Origin of the sequence: Luteimonas kalidii (assembly GCF_029887935.1) — a bacterium.
GTDB classification, from domain to species: domain Bacteria; phylum Pseudomonadota; class Gammaproteobacteria; order Xanthomonadales; family Xanthomonadaceae; genus Luteimonas; species Luteimonas kalidii.
The window spans coordinates 613755-633322 of sequence record NZ_JARXRO010000020.1; the positions used below are offsets into that span (position 1 = coordinate 613755).

Sequence of the window (19568 nt, forward strand, 5' to 3'; positions counted from 1 at the left end):
CCCGCATCATCCGGACTCCCGCCATCTCCATGCCTTCCTCTCCGACCGGCACGCCCTGGGTCGTGCTCAAGTTCGGCGGCACCTCGGTGTCGCAACGCCACCGCTGGGACACGATCGGCCGGCTCGCGGGCAAACGCGCGGACGAACACGGGGCGCGGGTGCTGGTGGTGGTCTCGGCGCTGTCGGGCGTGACCAACGAGCTGACCGCGATCGCCGACGGCGCGTCGGATGCCGGCGCGCGCACGCAGGCGCTGGTCGAGCGCCATCGCGCATTCGCGCAGGCGCTTGACCTGGACGCCGATGCCGTGCTCGGCGCGCGCCTGGACGCGCTGCGCGCGCTGGCGGCCGACACGCGCGCGGCCTCGCGCACGCTGGACTGGCAGGCCGAAGTGCTGGCGCAGGGCGAGCTGCTGTCCTCGACCCTCGGTGCGGCTTACCTGGCGTCGCAGGGTCTGGACATCGGCTGGTGCGACGCGCGCGACTGGCTGGACGCGATCGCGCTGCCGAACCAGAGCCCGTGGGGGCAGCGGCTGTCGGTCTCGTGCCGGCGCGAGGCCGACGAGGACTGGCGCACGCGCTTCGCCGCGCAGCCGACGCGGCTGCTGATCACCCAGGGCTTCATCGCCCGCCACGGCGACGGCGGCACCGCGGTCCTCGGCCGCGGTGGTTCGGACACTTCGGCCGCGCTGTTCGGCGGTCTGCTGCGCGCGCGTTGCGTGGAGATCTGGACCGATGTGCCGGGCATGTTCACCGCCAATCCGCGCGAGGTGCCCGATGCGCGCCTGCTGACCCGCCTGGATTACGCCGAGGCGCAGGAGATCGCCACCACCGGCGCCAAGGTGCTGCATCCGCGTTCGCTCGGCCCCTGCCGCGTGAGCGGGGTGCCGATGGCGATCCTCGACACCGAGCGTCCGGACCTGCCCGGCACCCGCATCGACGGCGACGCATCGCCGGTGCCGGGCGTCAAGGCGATCAGCCGTCGCAACGGCATCGTGCTGGTGTCGATGGAAACCGTGGGCATGTGGCAGTCGGTCGGGTTCATGGCCGACATCTTCGAGCGCTTCAGGCGCCACGGCCTGTCGGTGGACCTGATCGGCACCGCGGAGACCAACGTCACCGTCTCGCTCGATCCCAGCGAGAACCTGGTCAGCACCGACGTGCTGGCGCGGCTGTCGGAGGATCTGGCGCAGATCTGCCGGGTCAAGGTGATCGCGCCCTGCGCGGCGATCACCCTGGTCGGTCGCGGCATGCGCTCGCTGCTGCACAAGCTCTCCGACGTGTGGGCGACCTTCGGCCAGGAACGCGTGCACCTGATCTCGCAGTCGTCCAACGACCTCAACCTGACCTTCGTGATCGACGAGGCCGATGCCGACGGCCTGCTGCCCGAACTGCACGCCGAGCTGATCGGCAGCGGTGCGATGCCGGTGCAGGACGCGGCGGTGTTCGGACCCAGCTGGCGCGAGATCCAGCACGGTCCGCCGAAGCGCGCGCCGCGATGGTGGGAAGCCGATGACGCCCGTGGGCGGTTGCTGGAACTGGCCGCGACCGGCACGCCGCGCTACGCCTACCACCTGCCGACGGTGCGCGAACGCGCGCGTGCGCTCACTGCGGTGGATGCGATCGACCGGCGCTTCTTCGCGATCAAGGCCAATCCGCACCCCGAGATCCTGCGCGCGCTGGTGGAGGAAGGCTTCGGCCTGGAGTGCGTGTCGCAGGGCGAACTGGAGCGTGTGTTCGAAGCCGTCCCGCAGCTCGATCCGTCGCGGGTGCTGTTCACCCCGAGCTTCGCACCGCGCCGCGAATACGAAGCTGCGTACGCGCGTGGCGCGACGGTCACGCTGGACAACGTCGAGGCACTGCAGCGCTGGCCGGAGGTGTTCCGCGGTCGCGATCTGTGGCTGCGGATCGACCTCGGCCGCGGCGACGGCCACCATGCCAAGGTCGTGACCGGCGGCACGGCGTCGAAGTTCGGTTATCCGGTGGCGGAGGTCGAGGCGTTCGTGGCCGCCGCGCGCGCGCTCGATGCGCGCATCACCGGCATCCACGCGCACCTGGGCAGCGGCATCGGCCATCCGCGCCACTGGCGCGAGGTGTATGCCGAGCTCGCCGCGGTCGCCGACGGCATCGGCACCGTGGACACGATCGACATCGGTGGCGGCCTCACCATTCCCTACAAGCCCGACGACGCGCCGTTCGACCTCGCCGCATGGGCCGAAGGCCTGGCCGAGATCAAGGCCGCCTGGCCGCGCTACCGGCTGGCGATCGAGCCCGGCCGCTTCCTGGTCGCCGAAGCCGGCGTGCTGCTGGCCCGCGTCACCCAGGTGGTGGAGAAGCAGGGCGTGCGCCGGGTGGGGCTGGATGCGGGCATGCATTCGCTGATGCGCCCGGCGCTGTACGACGCCTGGCACGGAATCCACAACCTGTCGCGGCGCGAGGGGCCGGCGGACACCGCGTTCGACGTGGTCGGCCCGATCTGCGAGTCCAGCGACGTGTTCGGCCACGGCCGGCGCCTGCCGGCCGATACGGCCGAGGGCGACGTGGTCGCGATCGCCGATGCCGGCGCCTACGGGGCCGTGATCGCCAACCACTACAACCTGCGCGGCCTGCCGCGCGAGGACGTGCTGGCATGAGCGCGGCCGGATTCGATCGCGACGCGATCCAGGCGTTCCGCTTCGTGCGCTGCGGCTTCGACGCCGGCACCGGCGTGGCGCAGCTGGTCTACGCCTTCGACCAGGGGCCGGAACTGGTCGAGACTGTGACGCTGCCGGGCGCGCCGTTCGCGCTCGACGCAGTGCGCGCCGTCGCGGCGCAGCGCGCGCTGCGGCTGCTGCACCTGGTCGCCGGCGTGAGCTACTACAAGGCCGCGGTGCCGCCGGAGATCCGGGTCGAGGGCGAGGGCCTCGATGCCGCGACCGCGGCGCTGCTGGAGGACATCTACGTCCACGGCCTGGGCGAGTTCGCCTACCGCAACGGGCTCGACCTGCACGGGCGGATCCGGTTTCCGGTGGCGACCGATTCGGCTGCGGCGCGCGGCGGCGCGACGGCGCCCACGCTCGGCCTGCGCCACCATGCGCTGGTCGCGATCGGTGGCGGCAAGGATTCGCTGGTCAGCATCGAGGCGCTGCGCGTGCTGGGCGTCGACCAGACCGTCAGCTGGATCGGCGGCTCGCAGCTGATCCGCGCCTGCGCCGGTCGCACCGGCCTGCCGACGCTCAACATCGGCCGTCAGCTCGCGCCGGAACTGTTCGAATTCAACCGCCAGGGCGCCTGGAACGGGCACATCCCGGTGACCGCCGTGAACTCAGCGATCCTCGCCTTCGCCGCGGTAGTGCTGGGCGTGGAGCAGGTGGTGTTCTCCAACGAACGCTCGGCCAGCTACGGCAGCCTGATCGAGGGCACCGGCGAGGTGAACCACCAGTGGTCGAAGGGCTGGGCATTCGAGCGCGCGTTCGCGGCTTACCTGCGTGACCACGTCGCCGCTGACCTGTCCTACTACTCGCTGTTGCGGCCGCTGAGCGAACTCGCGGTGGCGCGCCAGTTCGCCCGGACCGACCAGTACGACGCGCATTTCTCCAGCTGCAACCGCAATTTCCACCTGCTCGGCGAGCGCCCGGTGAACCGCTGGTGCGGCGTGTGCCCCAAGTGCCACTTCGTGTTCCTGGCGCTGGCGCCGTTCATGCCCAAGCCGCGCCTGGTCGGCATCTTCGGCCGCAACCTGCTGGACGATCCGGCGCAGGTGCCGGGCTTCGACGCGCTGCTCGAGTATCGCGACCACAAGCCGTTCGAATGCGTGGGCGAGGGGCGCGAATCGCGCGCGGCGATGGCGGCGCTGGCGGCGCGCCCCGAATGGCGCGAGGACGCGGTGGTCGCGCGCTTCGCGCGCGAGATCGCGCCGCAGCTGGCCGGCGACCAGGAAGACGTGGCTGCCCTGCTGGTGCCCGACGACACCGGTCACGGCGTGCCGGCGGTGCTGTGGGAACGCCTGCGTGACCGTTTCGCGCCCTGACCTGGCCTCGCTCGCCGGGCAGCGGGTCGCGCTCTGGGGATGGGGGCGCGAGGGGCGGGCGGCGTACGCGGCGCTGCGCACGGCGCAGGTGGCGGAGTCAGGCGCGGCCGACGCTCACGACCGTTTCCCCGCTTCGCTGACGCTGTTCTGTTCGCCGTCCGAAGCAGACGACGCGCGCGCGCTGGGCGATACGCGGCTGCGGATCGAGACCGAGGCGACGGTGGAGCGCCTGGCGGCGTTCGACGTGGTGGTCAAGTCCCCCGGCATCAGCCCGTACCGGCCCGAGGCGCTGGCGGCGGCGGAGCGCGGCACGCGCTTCATCGGCGGCACCACGCTGTGGTTCGCCACGCGCCCCGACGCGACCACCATCTGCATCACCGGCACCAAGGGCAAGAGCACCACCTCCGCGCTGCTCGCGCACCTGCTGCGCGCCGGGGGCCACCGCACCGCGCTCACCGGCAACATCGGACAGCCGCTGCTGGAGCTGCTCGAGGGCGAGGCCGAGTTCTGGGTGGTCGAGCTGTCGAGCTACCAGACCCGCGATGTCGCCCGCAGCGGCGAGCGCCCGGCGGTCGCGGTGGTCACGAACATTTTCCCCGAACACCTCGACTGGCACGGCAGCCAGGCGCGGTACGTCGAGGACAAGCTGTCGCTGCTCACCGGGGCCCGGCCGCGCATCGCGGTGCTCAATGCCGGTGATCCGACCCTGTCGGCGCTCGACCTGTCCGACAGCGCAGTGCGCTGGTTCGGCCGCGACGACGGCTGGCACCTGCGCGGCGATGTCGTCTGGCGCGCCGACGAAGCGGTCTTCGACACCCGCGACCTGCCGGTGCCCGGGAGCCACAACCGCGGCAACCTGTGCGCCGTGCTGGCGGCGATCGAGGCGCTGGGGCTGGATGCGGAGGCGCTGGCGCCGCATGCGGCGACCTTCCGCGCGCTGCCGCACCGGCTGCAGGTGCTCGGCACGCGCGACGGGCTGACCTACGTCAACGATTCGATCAGCACCACACCGCATGCCAGCCTCGCGGCGCTGGAGGTGTACGCCGGGCGGCGCGTGGCGATCCTGGTCGGCGGGCACGACCGCGGCCTGGACTGGCAGGCGTTCGCCGATGCGATGCGCGTCGCGCCGCCCGCGGCCGTGGTGACCCTGGGCCAGAACGGCCCGCGCATCCACGCGCTGCTCGAGGATGGCGCGCGGACCGGCGGCTTCGCGCTGCGCGAGGCGCATGATCTCGGGGAGGCGGTCGCGCAGGCGCGGGGACTGCTGGACGGCGAGGGCGTGGTGCTGCTGTCGCCCGGCGCGCCGAGCTTCGGCGCCTACCGCGACTATGCCGAGCGCGGCCGCCACTTCGCCGCGCTGGCCGGATTCGATCCCGACGCGATCACGGCGATCCCGGGGATCGGGATCGCCTGACAGGGCGAGGTCGCAGCACCCGGGCTGCCAGGGCGCTGCGATCCGGGCGGCGGTCCCGGCGGGGCGTTCTGCCCGGACATACGTTGTTCGCCATGCCTCCGGCACCGTCGCGCCGAAAGCCCGTGCACGCCGCGCACGCACGCCTGGGCTAGGCTGTCGGTCCGTTCCCGCCAGAGGACACCGCCATGCGCCTTGCCGCCTCCCTGCTCGCCCTGTGCTCCGTCATCGTCCTGCCGGTCACCGCCGCGGCCGCGATGAAGTCCGAACCCGTGGAGTGGACCGTCGATGGCGACACCTTCAGCGGCTGGCTGGTGTACGACGACGAAGACGACGACCGCCGCCCGGGCCTGGTGATGGTGCCCAACTGGATGGGCGTGACCGACGATGCGCTGGAGCGGGCGAAGGCCGTTGCGGGGGACGACTACGTGGTGCTGGTCGCCGATGTCTACGGCAAGGGACGGCGGCCGAAGGACAGCGGCGAGGCCGGCAAGCTGGCCGGCGCGCTGCGTGGCGACGACCGCAGTGCGCTGCGCGCGCGCATGCAGGCCGCGCTCGACACGCTCAGGGCCCAAGCCGGCCGGGCGCCGCTCGATACGGACCGGATCGGCGCGTTCGGATTCTGCTTCGGCGGTTCGGCGGCGCTGGAGCTGGCGCGCGCCGGCACCGATCTCGCCGGTGTGGTCAGCCTGCACGGTGGTCTCGCGCCCGGCGCGCAGTCGCCGACCGCGTCGAAGATCGTCAGCCCGGTGCTGGTGCTCAACGGCGCCGACGACAAGGCGGTGAGCGATGCGGACATCGTCGCGTTCGAACAGGAGATGGACGCGGCCGGGGCGGACTGGCAGTTCGTCGACTTCAGCGGCGCGGTGCACTGTTTCGCCGAGCCGTCCGCCAGCAACGACCCGGCCAGCAACTGCCGCTACGACGCGCGCGCCGCGGAGCGCGCCTACCGGATGATGGACGGCTTCTTCGAGGAAGTGTTCGAAGAGGAGTGAGCGGGCGCCGTCCGGTATCGCCGCTGTCGCGCCCGACGGTGTCGGGTGCGGTGCCGCGAGCCGCATCCGCGCCGTCGATCGCCAGCGCCGCGGTGCGCGCCGACGCGACACCTCCCGGGCGACCTGCGCCTCTGGCGCGGTAGCGCAGGCTTCGCGTAGAGCGGAGCGATGGATCAGGGGCGCCCCGGATGCGCTTCGCTTATCCGGGCTACGGGGGCGGCGGCGCCGAGGACAATCGGCCTCAGCGAGCCGGTCAGTGCCCGCGTTCCACCGCGTGTCGCGCCAGGCCGCGCAGCGCGGCGATCGCCTCGTTGGAGGGCAGCGACGCCAGGGCGGCTTCGGCCGCCGCGGCGTACTCGCGGGCGCGGGCCCGGCTGTAGCCCAGGCTGTCGGCGCGCGCGATCGCCGCCAGCACCTCCGGCATGGCCGACGTGTCGCCCTGCTGGACGATGCCGCGCAGGCGTTCGCGGGTAGCGGGGTCGGCCTGCACCATCGCGTGGATCAGCGGCAGGGTGGCCTTGCCCTCGGCCAGGTCGTCGCCGAGATTCTTCCCCAGCGCGGCGGCATCGCCGTCGTAGTCGAGCACGTCGTCGGCGATCTGGAACGCATAGCCCAGCTGCAGGCCGTAGTCGTAGAGGGCCTGCTGCGTGGCCTCGTCGGCGCCCGAGGCGAGTGCGCCGAGCCGCGTGCCGGCGGCGAACAGCACCGCGGTCTTGCGTTCGATCACATCGAGGTAGGCGGCCTCGTCGGTGTCGGGGTTGCGCACGTGCAGCAGCTGCAGTACCTCGCCCTCGGCGATCCGGTTGGTGGTGTCGGCCAGCAGCTGCATCACCGCCATGCAGTCGAGCTCCACCATCAGCTGGAAGCTGCGCGAATAGAGGAAATCGCCTACCAGCACGCTGGGTGCGTTGCCCCACAGCGCGTTGGCGGTGCTGCGGCCGCGGCGCAGGTCGGATTCGTCGACCACATCGTCGTGCAGCAGGGTCGAGGTGTGGATGAACTCGACGATCGCGGCCAGCTGGTGGTGGCGCGGGGTGACCTCGCCGGTGGCGCGCCCGGCCAGCGCGACCAGCATCGGCCGCAGGCGCTTGCCGCCGGCGGAGACGATGTGTTCGGCCACCTGGTTCACCAGCACCACGTCGGAGGCCAGGCGCCGGCGGATCAGGGCGTCGATCGCGTCCATGTCGCCGGCGGCCAGCGCCTGGATCTCGGGCAGGCCGGGCACCGGCGCGGGGGGAAGGTCGGCCATGGGGGGTCCATCGAACATGAACCCGCGATTATACGGAGCCGACGTGAGCGTCCGGGACGCGGGAAACCCTGACACGCCGCCGCGGCGAGGGCCGACGGCGCCGACGTGGGCCGGTATACTGCAATGCCCTTGCCGGCCTCTTCCGGCGACATCGAAGGACAGCAATGGCCCGTGGCATCAACAAGGCGATCCTTGTCGGTAATCTCGGCAACGATCCGGAAACCAAGTACACCCAGGGCGGCATGGCGATCACCAAGGTCAGCCTCGCTACCACGTCCGTACGCAAGGATCGCGACGGCAACAACCAGGAAAAGACCGAGTGGCACCGCGTGACCTTCTTCGGCAAGCTCGGCGAGATCGCGGCCGAGTACCTGCGCAAGGGATCGCAGGTCTACGTCGAGGGGCGGATCACCTACAGCGAGCACACCGGTGACGACGGCCAGAAGCGCTACTACACCGACATCATCGCCGACGAGATGCAGATGCTCGGCGGCCGCGGCGAGGGTGCTGGCGGTGCTGGCGGTGGTGGTGGCGGATCCTACGAGCGTTCGCGCCCGCAGCGCTCCGAGTCCGCGCCGCGCCAGCAGTCCGCCCCTTCGCGCCAGCAGGCGCCGGTGGACGACTTCTCGGACGACGACATCCCGTTCTGACCCCGGGCACCCCATGACCAGCGCAGCCGCGGAGGATCCGTGCCGACCTGGCTGGTGACCGGCGGCGCCGGCTTCATCGGTGGCAACTTCGTGCTCGATGCGGTCGCGCGCGGCGTGCGCGTCGTCAATCTCGACGCGCTGACCTACGCCGGCAATCCCGATACGCTGGCGTCGCTGCGCGACGATCCCGGCCACGTGTTCGTGCATGGCGACATCGGCGACCGCGCCCTGGTGTCGCGTCTGCTGGCCGGGCACAGCCCCGACGCGGTGCTCAACTTCGCCGCCGAGAGCCATGTGGACCGCTCGATCGACGGGCCCGCGGCGTTCGTGCAGACCAACGTGGTCGGAACCCTGGCATTGCTGGAGTCCGTGCGCGAATACTGGAGATCGCTGCCGGCCGAGGCGGCGGATGCGTTCCGCTTCCTGCACGTGTCCACCGACGAGGTCTACGGCGCGCTCGGCGCGACCGGCCGCTTCACCGAGGCCTCGCCCTACGCGCCGAATTCGCCCTACGCGGCGTCCAAGGCCGCGTCCGACCACCTGGTGCGCGCCTTCCACCACACCTACGGGCTGCCGGTGCTGACGACCAACTGCAGCAACAACTACGGGCCCTGGCAGTTCCCGGAGAAGCTGATCCCGCTGGTGATCGCGAAGGCCCTCGCCGGCGAGCCATTGCCGGTCTACGGCGACGGGTGCCAGGTGCGCGACTGGCTGTTCGTGTCCGACCACTGCGCCGCGATCCGGGCGGTGCTGGCGAACGGGCGCGTCGGCGAGACCTACAACATCGGTGGCGATGCCGAGCGACGCAACCTCGACGTGGTGGAGGCGATCTGCGCCCTGCTCGATGTCCGTCGCCCGCGCGTGGACGGCCAGCCGCACTCCGCGCTCATCCACTTCGTCGTCGACCGCCCGGGCCACGACCGGCGCTACGCAATCGATGCGGGCAAGCTGCGCGGTGAGCTGGGCTGGATGCCGGAGTACACGTTCGAGCGCGGCCTGGCCGAGACCCTCGACTGGTACCTGGCGCACCAGGACTGGGTCGGGCGGGTGCTCGACGGCAGCTATCGCCTGGAGCGCATCGGAGTGGCGGCATGAGCGGCCGCAAGGGCATCGTGCTGGCCGGCGGCTCCGGCACCCGGCTGTATCCGATCACCCAGGCGATCAGCAAGCAGCTGCTGCCGGTGTACGACAAGCCGATGATCTACTACCCGCTGAGCGTGCTGATGCTGGCGGGGATCCGCGAGGTGCTGGTGATCAACACCCCGCACGAGCAGGCGCTGTTCCGCAGCCTGCTGGGCGACGGCTCGCAGTGGGGCATGCGGATCGAGTACGCCGCGCAGCCCAGCCCCGACGGGCTGGCGCAGGCGCTGCTGATCAGTCGTGAATTCCTCGCCGGCGCGCCGAGCTGCCTTGTGCTGGGCGACAACATCTTCCACGGCCCGGGCCTGACCACGATGCTCAGGCGCGCGGATGCGCGCGAGACGGGCGCCACGGTGTTCGGCTACCGGGTCGCCAATCCCGAACGCTACGGCGTCGCCGAGTTCGATGCGGCGGGCAGGGTGGTCGGCCTGGAGGAGAAGCCGGCGGTCCCGCGTTCCAGCCACGCGGTCACCGGGCTGTATTTCTTCGACGCCCGCGCCAGCGACCTGGCCGCCTCGCTGCAGCCCTCGGCCCGTGGCGAACTGGAGATCACCGACCTCAACCGCTGCTACCTCGATCGCGGCGAACTGCACCTCGAGCAGCTCGGCCGCGGTTACGCGTGGCTCGACACCGGCACCCACCAGTCGCTGATGGAGGCATCGAACTACATCGCGACGATCGAGGCGCGACAGGGACTGCGGGTGTGCTGCCCGGAGGAGATCGCCTGGCGCAACGGCTGGATCGACGACGCCCGGCTGCGCGCGCTCGCCGCGCCCCTGGATCGCAGCGGCTACGGGCGCTATCTGCTGGGATTGGCCGAGCGCGGGCACGCGCCGTGAAGCTGGTCGACACCGACCTGCCGGGCTGCGTGGTGATCGAGCCGGAGGTGTTCGGCGACGCGCGCGGCTTCGTGTTCGAGGCGTTCAACCGCGACAAGCTCGCCGCCCACGGGCTGTCCCCGACCTTCGTCCAGGCCAACGTCTCGGCGTCCACGCGGGGCGTGCTGCGCGGCCTGCACTATCAGTGGCCGAACCCGCAGGGCAAGTACGTGTCCGTGCTCGAAGGCGAGGTGTGGGACGTGGCGGTCGACATCCGCCGCGGTTCGCCGCACTTCGGCCGATGGACCGCGGTGCTGCTGAGCGCGGAGAACCGGCGCCACCTCTGGATCCCGGAAGGCTTCGCGCACGGCTTCGTGGTGTTGAGCGAGCGCGCGCTGTTCCATTACCTGTGCACCGCGACCTACGATCCCGCCGCGGACGCCGGCATCCGCTGGAACGACGCCGACCTGGCGATCGACTGGCCCGTGACCGCGCCCCAGCTGTCGCCCAAGGATGCGAAGGCGCCGTTCCTGGCCGACCTCGCGCCCGAGCGCCTGCCGACCTTTGCGGCATGAGGGTCCTGCTGCTCGGCGCGAACGGGCAGCTGGGCCACGCGCTGCGCCAAACGTTGCCGGTGTCGGCCGACCTCGTGTGCGCGACCCGCGACGGCCGGCTGTCCGATGGCGCTGCGTGCGAGCGCGCGGACTTCGACCAGCCCGCCTCGCTGGCGCCGCTGGTCGCACGCGTTGCGCCGGATGTCGTCGTCAATGCCGCCGCCTACACCGCGGTCGACCGCGCCGAGGACGACCGCGAGGCTGCATTCCGCGTCAACGCCGAGGCGCCGGGCCTGCTCGCACGCGCCTGTGCGCAGCGCGATGCGCTGCTCGTGCACTACTCGACCGACTACGTGTTCGACGGTCGCGGTTCGCGCCCGTATCGCGAAGACGACGCCACCGCGCCGCTGGGGGTCTACGGGGCCAGCAAGCTCGCGGGCGAGGAGGCGGTGCGCGCGGCGGGCGGCCGCCACATGATCCTGCGCACGGCGTGGGTGTACGGCCTGCATGGCCGCAACTTCATGCGCACCATCCTGCGCCTGGCCGGGGAGCGAGACGCACTGCGCGTGGTCGACGACCAGACCGGCACGCCGACGCCGGCGTGGCTGGTCGCCGATGCCACCAGCAGGCTGCTCGGCGACCCCGGGATCGGCGCTGGCCTGTGGCATGTCGTCGCTGGCGGACAGGCGACCTGGCGCGAGTTCGCCGATGCCATCTTCGATCAGGCGCATGCGCGGCGCCTGATCCGTCGGCGGCCGCACGTCGTCCCGATCGCGACCTGCGACTACCCCACCCCGGCGCGTCGGCCCGCCTATTCCTGCCTCGACACGACGCGACTGAGAACGACGACCGGCATCGCGCTGCCGTCCTGGGGCAATGCACTCTCGCGGACACTTGACGACGCCTCCGGTCTGCCCGTCCGGTGGCTGGACGACGGGTGAGCCGCTCCAGCCTGCCGCCTCCGGCCTCAGCCATCCGGTAGCGACCACCGCGCCCCGCCGCGACACAGGCATGCCGCTGCGCCGATCCGGCGACCGGTCCCACGGCCTTTGCGCCGCATCCGCTCCTGCGCCTACCATCGGCCCCCTTGCCTTGCGGAGTTTCCGATGATGCTGCGACACGCCCTGCTGCCGATCTGCCTGCTGGCCGCGTTGCCGGCGCTGGCCCAGGCCCGCGGCCTCGACGTCCGCGACCTGGTGAAACTCGATCGGGTGTCGTCGCCCACGCTGTCGCCCGATGGCCGTGTGGTCGTGTTCGCGCAGCGTAGCGTCGATGCCGACCTCAAGGCCAGCACCGCCCTGTATGCGCGCAACCTGGTCACCCGCGACCTGGCGCCGCCGCGCCGGATCACGCCCGAGGGCTGGAACGTGAGCGCGCCGACGTTCTCCCCCGACGGCGCCACGCTCTACTTCCTCAGCGCGAAGGAGGGCAACCAGCAGCTGTACACGATGGCGGCCGAGGGCGGCACGCCTCGCCAGGTCACCGCGTTCGCGCTCGATGTCGGCAGCTACCGGCTCTCGCCCGACGGCCGTCGCATCGCGTTCAGCGCCGAGACCTTCGCCGACTGCGCGGACGATTTCGCGTGCACGCACAAGCGTCTCGACGAACGCAAGCAGGCGAAGGCCAGCGGCGTCGTGTACGAGCAGCTGTTCGTGCGCCACTGGGACACCTGGAAGGACGGCCGCCGCAGCCGGCTGTTCGTGGCCGACCTGCCGGCGGCCGCGGATGCGGCGCAGGTGTCCACGGCACGCGGCATCAGCCATGCGCTCGACGGCGACGTGCCGTCGAAGCCGTTCGGCGATGCCGGCGACTACGCATGGTCGCCGGATGGCGCCAGCGTGGTCGCCAGCATCCGCGTCGCCGGGCGCGAGGAGCCGTGGTCGACCAACTTCGACCTGTACCGGCTGCCGGTGGCCGGCGGCGCGCCGGTGAACCTCACGCAGGCCAACACCGCCTGGGACGCCGGCCCGGTGTTCAGCGCCGACGGCGATACGCTGTACTACCGCGCGATGAAGCGTCCCGGCTTCGAGGCCGACCGCTACGCGATCATGGCGATGGACCTCGCCACCGGGCAGACGCGCGAGATCGCACCCGACTGGGATCGCTCGCCCAGCAGCCTCAAGCCCTCGGCCGACGGTCGTTCGCTGTACGCGGCGGCGCAGAGCATGGGCGAATACCCGCTGTTCCGGATCGACCTGGCCAGCGGTGAGGTGACCGAACTGGTCGGCGACGGCAGCGTATCGGCCTACGAGGTGGCGGGACAGTCGCTGGTGCTGACGCGCAACGCGCTCGACACCGGCGACGTGCTCTACGCCGCTTCGCCCGATGGCGAGGGCCTGCGCGCGATCACGCCGACCGCGGCCGAGCGCCTGCCCGACGTCGATTTCGGCGCGTTCGAACAGTTCGCCTTCCGCGGCGCCGGCGGCGCGCAGGTCCACGGCTACGTGGTCAAGCCCTGGAACTACACCGAGGGAGAGTCGTACCCGGTCGCATTCCTGATCCACGGCGGCCCGCAGGGCAGCTTTGGCAACGGCTGGAGCTATCGCTGGAACCCGCAGACCTACGCCGGCCAGGGCTATGCGGTGGTGATGATCGACTTCCACGGTTCGACCGGCTACGGCCAGGCCTTCACCGATGCCATCAGCGGCGACTGGGGCGGCAAGCCGCTGGTCGACCTGCAGCAGGGCTGGGAAGCGGCGCAGGAACGCTATGATTTCCTCGACGGCGACCGCGCCTGCGCGCTCGGCGCCAGCTACGGCGGCTACATGGTCAACTGGATCGCCGGCAACTGGAACGAGCCGTGGAAGTGCCTGGTCAACCACGACGGCGTGTTCGACACCCGTTCGATGGGCTACGTCACCGAGGAGCTGTGGTTCACCGAGTGGGAGAACGGCGGTACGCCGTTCGACAAACCGCAGGCCTACGAGAAGTGGAACCCGGTCAACCACGTGTCGGAGTGGCGGGTGCCGATGCTGGTTGTGCAGGGCGAGAAGGACTACCGCGTGCCGGTCGACCAGGGCCTGTCGACGTTCACCGCGCTGCAGCGCAAGGGGATCGAGTCGCAGCTGCTGTACTTCCCGGACGAGAACCACTGGGTGCTCAAGCCGCACAACAGCGTGCTGTGGCACGACACCGTCAACGCCTGGCTGAAGCGCCACATCGGCCAGTGAGCCCGCGCGCGCCGGCGATCCGCCGGCGCATCCGCAACCCCGCCGCGACAGGCGTACCCGCCCGGAGACCCGCATGGCGATCGACACCGCCGTCCCCTCGACCGCCCTGATCACCAACGATGCAGTGGTGATGGGCCTGCTGGCCATCACCCTCGGCCTGGTGTTCTGGACCTCGTCGCGACCGACGGGCATCTGGAAGCGCTTCTACACCTACGTGCCCGCGCTGCTGCTGTGCTACCTGCTGCCGGCGGTCTACAACAGCATCGGCCTGATCGACGGCAATGCCTCGGGCCTGTACCCGATGGCGCGCGACTACCTGCTGCCCAGCGCGCTGGTGCTGCTGTGCCTGGCGATCGATCTCGGCGCGATCCTGCGGCTGGGGCCCAAGGCGGTGGTGATGTTCCTCACCGGCACCGTGGGGGTCATGCTCGGCGCGCTGGTGTCGTTCGTCGCGATGGGCTGGATCCATCCCGAGACCGTGGCCGGCGATACCTGGCGCGGCATGACCACCGTGGCCGGCAGCTGGATCGGCGGCGGCGCCAACCAGGCGGCGATGAAGGAGGTGTTCGAGGTCGAGGCGACCCTGTTTGGCCAGTTCATCGCGGTCGACGTGCTGGTGGCCAACGTGTGGATGGCGATCCTGCTGCTGATGGCCGCGCGCGCCGATGCCTTCGACCGCTGGACCCGCGCGGACACGGCCGCGATCGAGGACATGAAGCAGCGCATCGAGGCCTACCAGGCGCAGCACTCCCGCATCCCGAGCCTGACCGACCTGATGGTGATCCTCGCCATCGGCCTCGGCGCGACCGGCCTGTCGCACCTGCTGGCCGAGCCGCTGGTGGCCTGGATGCAGAGCCTGCCCGCGTCCTGGAACCTCGAGGACTACAGCCTGACCTCCGGCTTCTTCTGGATGGTGGTGATCGCCACAACGGTGGGCCTGGTGCTGAGCTTCACCCGCGCCCGCGAGATGGAAGGCGCCGGCGCCTCGAAGGTGGGTTCCGCGATGCTCTACGTGCTGGTGGCGACCATCGGCATGCACATGGACATCGGCGCGCTGCTCGACCGCCCCTGGCTGTTCCTGCTCGGCCTGATCTGGATCAGCGTGCACGCGGCGCTGCTGCTGGTGGTGGCCAAGCTGATCCGCGCGCCGCTGTTCTTCCTGGCGGTCGGGTCGCAGGCCAACATCGGCGGCGCGGCCTCGGCGCCGGTGGTCGCCAGCGCGTTCCATCCGGCACTGGCGCCGGTGGGGGTGCTGCTGGCGGTGCTGGGTTATGCGCTGGGCACCTATTGTGCCTACATCACCGGGCTGCTGCTGCGGGTGATGGCGGGCGCCTGAAGCGCCTCCGGGCAGGGGGCCTCGCCGCACGGCCGCGACACCCGGCCGCAGCGACGGTACCGGGAGGGCAGGCACAGGCCGGCCCGTCTGGCGACGCGCGTGACGTGCGTGACGCGCGGGAATGCCGCGTGCGTGTCGCACTGCAGCACGCGCCACGAGTCCGACTGGCAACCCATTTGCACGACGCGAAGCTTGCAAAATCGCGCGGTTTCGGTTCGGCTTGCGCTACCGGGCGGCATCGCCGTCGCCAAGGGAGCCGCCGCACGTGAATGCCATCATCCTCCTGCTGGTCGGGCTCGGCGCGATGGCGCTGGGCTACGTGTTCTATTCGAAGTTCATCGCCGAGAAGATCTACCGGCTCCAGGCCGACTACCCGACGCCCGCGCATACCCTGCGCGACGACGTGGACTACGTGCCGACCAACCGCTTCGTGCTCTGGGGCCACCACTTCACCTCGGTCGCCGGCGCGGCGCCGATCGTGGGGCCAGCGATCGCGGTCATCTGGGGCTGGGCGCCGGCGTTCCTGTGGGTGACCCTGGGCACGGTGTTCTTCGCCGGCGTGCACGATTTCGGCGCGCTCTGGGCCAGCGTGCGCAACAAGGGCAAGTCGATGGGCATGCTCAGCGGCAGCTACATCGGCCGCCGCGGGCGCAACCTGTTCCTGGTGGTGATCTTCCTGCTGCTGCTGATGGTCAATGCCGCGTTCGCGGTGGTGATCGCCAACCTGCTGGTGTCCACGCCGACCTCGGTGATCCCGGTGTGGGGCGCGATCCTGGTCGCGCTGGTGATCGGACAGCTGATCTACCGCTGGAAGGTCGGACTGCTGTGGCCCTCGATCGGCGGCGTGATCGTGCTGTACGCGCTGATCCTGATCGGCAACAGCTATCCGCTGGTGTTGCCGGACTCGGTGTTCGGCATGAGTGCGAAATCGGCGTGGATCGTGCTGCTGTTCCTCTACGCGGGCATCGCCTCGCTGCTTCCCGTCTGGGTGCTGCTGCAGCCGCGCGACTACATCAACGGCCTGCAGCTGTTCGTGGGCCTGGGCATCCTGTACGCGGCGGTGCTGTTGGCATCGCCGACGATCGTCGCCCCGGCGTTCAACGACTCGGTGCCCGACGGCACGCCGGGCATCGTGCCGCTGCTGTTCGTCACCATCGCCTGCGGCGCGATCTCGGGCTTCCACGGCATGGTCGCATCGGGCACCACGTCCAAGCAGCTCGACAAGGAAACCGATGCGCGCTTCGTGGGGTATTTCGGTGCCGTGGGCGAGGGCATGCTGTCGCTGGCGGCGATCATCTGCTGCACCGCCGGTTTCGCCACCCTGGTGGACTGGCAGGCCGTCTATGCCCAATTCGGCGCCGGCGGCGTGACCGCGTTCGTCAACGGCGGCGACGTGCTGCTGATGGACGGCCTGGGCATGCCCGAGCAGCTCGGCTCGACGATGCTGGCGACGATGGCGATCCTGTTCGCGGCCACCACCATGGACACCGGCCTGCGCCTGCAGCGCTTCGTGGTGCAGGAAGCGGCCGAGCTGGCGGGGTTCAAGGTCGGCACCTTCCTCGGAACCGTGGTCGCGCTGGCGGTCTGCATGGCGCTGGCTTTCGGCGCCGGTGGCGATGGCGCCGGCGGCATGGTCATCTGGCCGCTGTTCGGCACCACCAACCAGCTGCTCGCGGCGCTCACGCTGGCGGTGATCTCGGTGATCCTGATCCGCAAGGGCCGCAATCCGCTGTTCACCCTGGTGCCGCTGGTGTTCCTGCTGCTGATGTCGCTGTACGCGCTGATCGTGCAGCTGGGCACTTTCCTCGAGCAGGAGAACTGGCTGCTGCTGGCGATGGACGTGGTGATCCTGGTGGCGGCGCTGTGGGTGTCGTTCGAGGCGTTCCTGGCGATGCGCAAGGGGCGCGATGCCGCTGCCGCGGAGGACGGCACGCTGGACGGCGAGCGCGGCTGATGGCGACGGAGGCGCCCGGCGACTCGGCGCTGGCGCGTCTTTCGGCCGCGCTCGGCGAGTTCTACGCCGCGCCCTACCGGCGCACGTTCGCCCGGGCCCGGCGCGACGAGGACGACCTGTTCATGCTGCTGGTCTGCTCGGAGGCGCTGGGGGTGCCGAACCCGGCCGCCTTCTACACCCTGGAACTGATGCCGGTGCTGTACGAGCGCTTCCATGACTGGCACCGGCGCATGGGCATGGAGCGCTCGCCGCTGGACCACGTCGGGTGTTGCTGACGCTGGCGGCGTCGCGCCGGGTCCTGTTCCTGGGCGGCAAGGGCGGGGTGGGCAAGACCACGGTCGCATCGGCCCTGGCGTATGCGCAGGCCCGCGCCGGACGCCGCGTGCTGCTGGTATCCACCGATCCGGCGCACAACCTCGGCCATCTGTGGCAATGCCGCATCGGCGCGGATCCCCGAGCGCTGGCGGCCGGGCTCGACGCGGTCGAGATCGATCCCGGGGCCACCGTGGAAGCCCACCTGGCCCAGGTCGGTGACGCACTGCGCAAGCTGATGCCGTCGCACCTGTCCGGCGAAGTCGACCGGCACCTGGCGCTGTCGCGCGACGCGCCCGGCATGCACGAGGCCGCGTTGCTCGAGCGCATCGCGCAGATCGTGCAGCAGGGCCTGCGCAGCCACGACCTGCTGGTCTTCGATACCGCGCCGTCAGGGCATACCGCGCGCCTGATGGCGCTGCCGGACATGATGGCGGCGTGGACCGACGGCCTGCTGCGGCGCCAGGCGCGCAGCGAGCGTTTCGGTGCCGCACTGCGCAACCTCGGTGGCGACGACGGCGTGGCGGCACGCGCGCTCGGCGCTGGCGACGAGGCGCGCAGCGGAGGCGACCGCGACCAGGCGATCCGCGCGATGCTGCACCGGCGCCGCCACCTGTTCGGCGAACTGCGCGACGTGCTGGCGGATGCCGGCACCACCGCCTTCGCCATCGTGCTGGCAGCCGAGCGCCTGCCGGTACTGGAAACCGTCGAACTCCACGCCAGCCTGGTGCGCGCGGGCATCCACGTCGGCGCGCTGGTGGTCAACCGCCGCTCGCCCGCCGATGCCGGCGCGTTCCTCGCCGAACGGCGCGTCCAGGAGGACATCCACCTGCGCGCACTGCACGAGTCGCTGCCGGACATCGCGCTGCAGGAACTTCCGCTGCTGGCGGGCGACGTGGCGGGCGAGGCGGGCGTGGCCGCGTTCGCCGACCTGCTGGCGCGCGACGCCTAGAGCCAGCCGATGCGCCGGAACAGGCGATAGAGTCCGAAGCAGACCACGCCGACGAAGAGCACCAGCAGCGGGTAGGCGTAGCGACCGTCGAGTTCGGGCATCGACCGGAAGTTCATCCCGTACCAGCTGGTGATCAGCGTCGGTGCCGCCAGCAGGGCGGCCCAGGCGCCGAGTTTTCTCACCGTCTCCCCCTGCGCCAGCGTCACCAGCGACTGGTTGACCGCCATGGCCGTTCCCAGCAGGTCGCGCAGCGCATCGACCGTGTCGTTGACCCGGATCACGTGGTCGTGCACGTCGCGGAAGTAGAAGCGGGTCTCCTCCGGGATCTGCGGCGAGGGCGAGCGCACCAGCTGCGAGAGCACGTCGATCAGCGGCGCCACCGACATCCGCATCTCGGTGAGCTGGCGCTTGAGGTCGTACAGCCGCACCAGGGTGCTGCGACGATAGGAATCGGAGAAGATGTCGCGCTCGAGCGCGCGCAGCGCCGACTTGAACTGGTCGGCGATGGGCAGGTAGTTGTCGACGATGAAGTCGAGCACCGCATACAGCGCATACGACGGACCGAGCGCCAGCAGCCCGGGCTCGCGTTCCACCCGCGCGCGCGCGGGCGCGTAGGACAGCGAAGCGCCGTGGCGGACCGTGATCAGGTAGCGCGGGCCGACGAAGATGTGGGTTTCGCCGAACAGGATCCGGTCTTCGACCATCTGCGCGGTGTTGACCGCCAGGAACAGCGCGCCGCCGTAGGCCTCGACTTTCGGGCGCTGGTGGGCGTTGTGCGCGTCCTCGATCGCGAGGTCGTGCAGGTCGAATTCCTCCTGCAGCGTTTCGAGCACCGCATCGTCCGGTTCGTACAGGCCGATCCAGACGAAGCTGCCGTCGTCGTGCGCCAGCACGTCGCTGATCGCCTCGAGCGGAATGTCGCGGCGCTCGCCGTCGCGCGCATAGACCGCGCAGTTGATGACGCAGGCGGGGTTGGCAGCCGGGGCGGGAGTAGAATCCATGCCGGCATCGTGCTGCAGCC

The 19568-nt window shown here is 70.9% G+C and carries 16 protein-coding genes; 14 read left to right on the forward strand and 2 right to left on the reverse strand.

Annotation, left to right across the window (positions count from 1 at the left end; all coding sequences use genetic code 11):
- Positions 1–29 precede the first annotated feature (29 nt).
- The 4 genes from QFW81_RS16345 to QFW81_RS16360 all read left to right on the forward strand — a co-directional run bounded on the left by QFW81_RS16345 (position 30) and on the right by QFW81_RS16360 (position 6412).
- On the forward strand, positions 30–2630 hold the full coding sequence (locus tag QFW81_RS16345; RefSeq protein WP_280580295.1) for a bifunctional aspartate kinase/diaminopimelate decarboxylase: 2601 nt from the start codon (positions 30–32) through the stop codon (positions 2628–2630).
- On the forward strand, positions 2627–4006 hold the full coding sequence (gene murL / locus QFW81_RS16350; RefSeq protein WP_280580296.1) for a UDP-N-acetyl-alpha-D-muramoyl-L-alanyl-L-glutamate epimerase: 1380 nt from the start codon (positions 2627–2629) through the stop codon (positions 4004–4006). The genes QFW81_RS16345 and murL overlap by 4 nt, the downstream gene beginning before the upstream one ends.
- The gene (gene murD, locus QFW81_RS16355; protein WP_425604060.1) at positions 3987–5420 is read left to right on the forward strand and encodes a UDP-N-acetylmuramoyl-L-alanine--D-glutamate ligase; all 1434 of its coding nucleotides are present in this window, start codon (positions 3987–3989) and stop codon (positions 5418–5420) included. Before murL ends, murD begins: the two co-directional genes overlap by 20 nt.
- Positions 5421–5605: 185 nt before the next feature.
- The gene (locus QFW81_RS16360) at positions 5606–6412 is read left to right on the forward strand and encodes a dienelactone hydrolase family protein (RefSeq protein ID WP_280580297.1); all 807 of its coding nucleotides are present in this window, start codon (positions 5606–5608) and stop codon (positions 6410–6412) included.
- Positions 6413–6665: 253 nt separating this feature from the next.
- On the opposite strand, the gene QFW81_RS16365 is transcribed toward QFW81_RS16360, so the two are convergent.
- Positions 6666–7661 (reverse strand): polyprenyl synthetase family protein, encoded by a 996-nt coding sequence (locus QFW81_RS16365; protein ID WP_280580298.1) that lies wholly within the window; start codon positions 7659–7661, stop codon positions 6666–6668.
- A 164-nt stretch (positions 7662–7825) separates the two neighbouring features.
- Between QFW81_RS16365 and ssb the strand changes: the two genes are divergently transcribed.
- From ssb to QFW81_RS16415, 10 genes are all read left to right on the forward strand, one after another.
- Positions 7826–8311 (forward strand): single-stranded DNA-binding protein, encoded by a 486-nt coding sequence (ssb, locus tag QFW81_RS16370; protein WP_280580299.1) that lies wholly within the window; start codon positions 7826–7828, stop codon positions 8309–8311.
- Positions 8312–8350: 39 nt separating this feature from the next.
- The gene (rfbB, locus tag QFW81_RS16375) at positions 8351–9406 is read left to right on the forward strand and encodes a dTDP-glucose 4,6-dehydratase (RefSeq protein WP_280580300.1); all 1056 of its coding nucleotides are present in this window, start codon (positions 8351–8353) and stop codon (positions 9404–9406) included.
- The gene (gene rfbA / locus QFW81_RS16380; protein WP_280580301.1) at positions 9403–10290 is read left to right on the forward strand and encodes a glucose-1-phosphate thymidylyltransferase RfbA; all 888 of its coding nucleotides are present in this window, start codon (positions 9403–9405) and stop codon (positions 10288–10290) included. Before rfbB ends, rfbA begins: the two co-directional genes overlap by 4 nt.
- Positions 10287–10844: a dTDP-4-dehydrorhamnose 3,5-epimerase gene (gene rfbC, locus QFW81_RS16385; protein WP_280580302.1), complete on the forward strand. Its 558-nt coding sequence runs from the start codon at positions 10287–10289 to the stop codon at positions 10842–10844. Before rfbA ends, rfbC begins: the two co-directional genes overlap by 4 nt.
- A complete protein-coding gene (gene rfbD / locus QFW81_RS16390; protein WP_280580303.1) occupies positions 10841–11764 on the forward strand; it encodes a dTDP-4-dehydrorhamnose reductase in 924 nt (307 codons plus the stop codon). The genes rfbC and rfbD overlap by 4 nt, the downstream gene beginning before the upstream one ends.
- A 165-nt stretch (positions 11765–11929) precedes the next feature.
- Positions 11930–13993 (forward strand): dipeptidyl-peptidase 5, encoded by a 2064-nt coding sequence (locus QFW81_RS16395; RefSeq protein ID WP_280580304.1) that lies wholly within the window; start codon positions 11930–11932, stop codon positions 13991–13993.
- 73 nt (positions 13994–14066) lie between these two features.
- Positions 14067–15329, forward strand: coding sequence for a DUF819 family protein (locus QFW81_RS16400; protein ID WP_280580305.1), 1263 nt, complete (start codon positions 14067–14069; stop codon positions 15327–15329).
- A 265-nt stretch (positions 15330–15594) separates the two neighbouring features.
- On the forward strand, positions 15595–17283 hold the full coding sequence (locus QFW81_RS16405) for a carbon starvation CstA family protein (protein ID WP_280580306.1): 1689 nt from the start codon (positions 15595–15597) through the stop codon (positions 17281–17283).
- Complete coding sequence (locus QFW81_RS16410; protein ID WP_280580307.1) at positions 17283–17558, forward strand: cory-CC-star protein; 276 nt, start codon at positions 17283–17285, stop codon at positions 17556–17558. Before QFW81_RS16405 ends, QFW81_RS16410 begins: the two co-directional genes overlap by 1 nt.
- Complete coding sequence (locus QFW81_RS16415) at positions 17549–18547, forward strand: ArsA family ATPase (RefSeq protein WP_280580308.1); 999 nt, start codon at positions 17549–17551, stop codon at positions 18545–18547. The genes QFW81_RS16410 and QFW81_RS16415 overlap by 10 nt, the downstream gene beginning before the upstream one ends.
- Here the strand turns inward: QFW81_RS16415 and QFW81_RS16420 are convergent.
- Positions 18544–19548, reverse strand: coding sequence for a magnesium and cobalt transport protein CorA (locus QFW81_RS16420; RefSeq protein WP_280580309.1), 1005 nt, complete (start codon positions 19546–19548; stop codon positions 18544–18546). The genes QFW81_RS16415 and QFW81_RS16420 overlap by 4 nt on opposite strands.
- Positions 19549–19568: the final 20 nt, after the last annotated feature.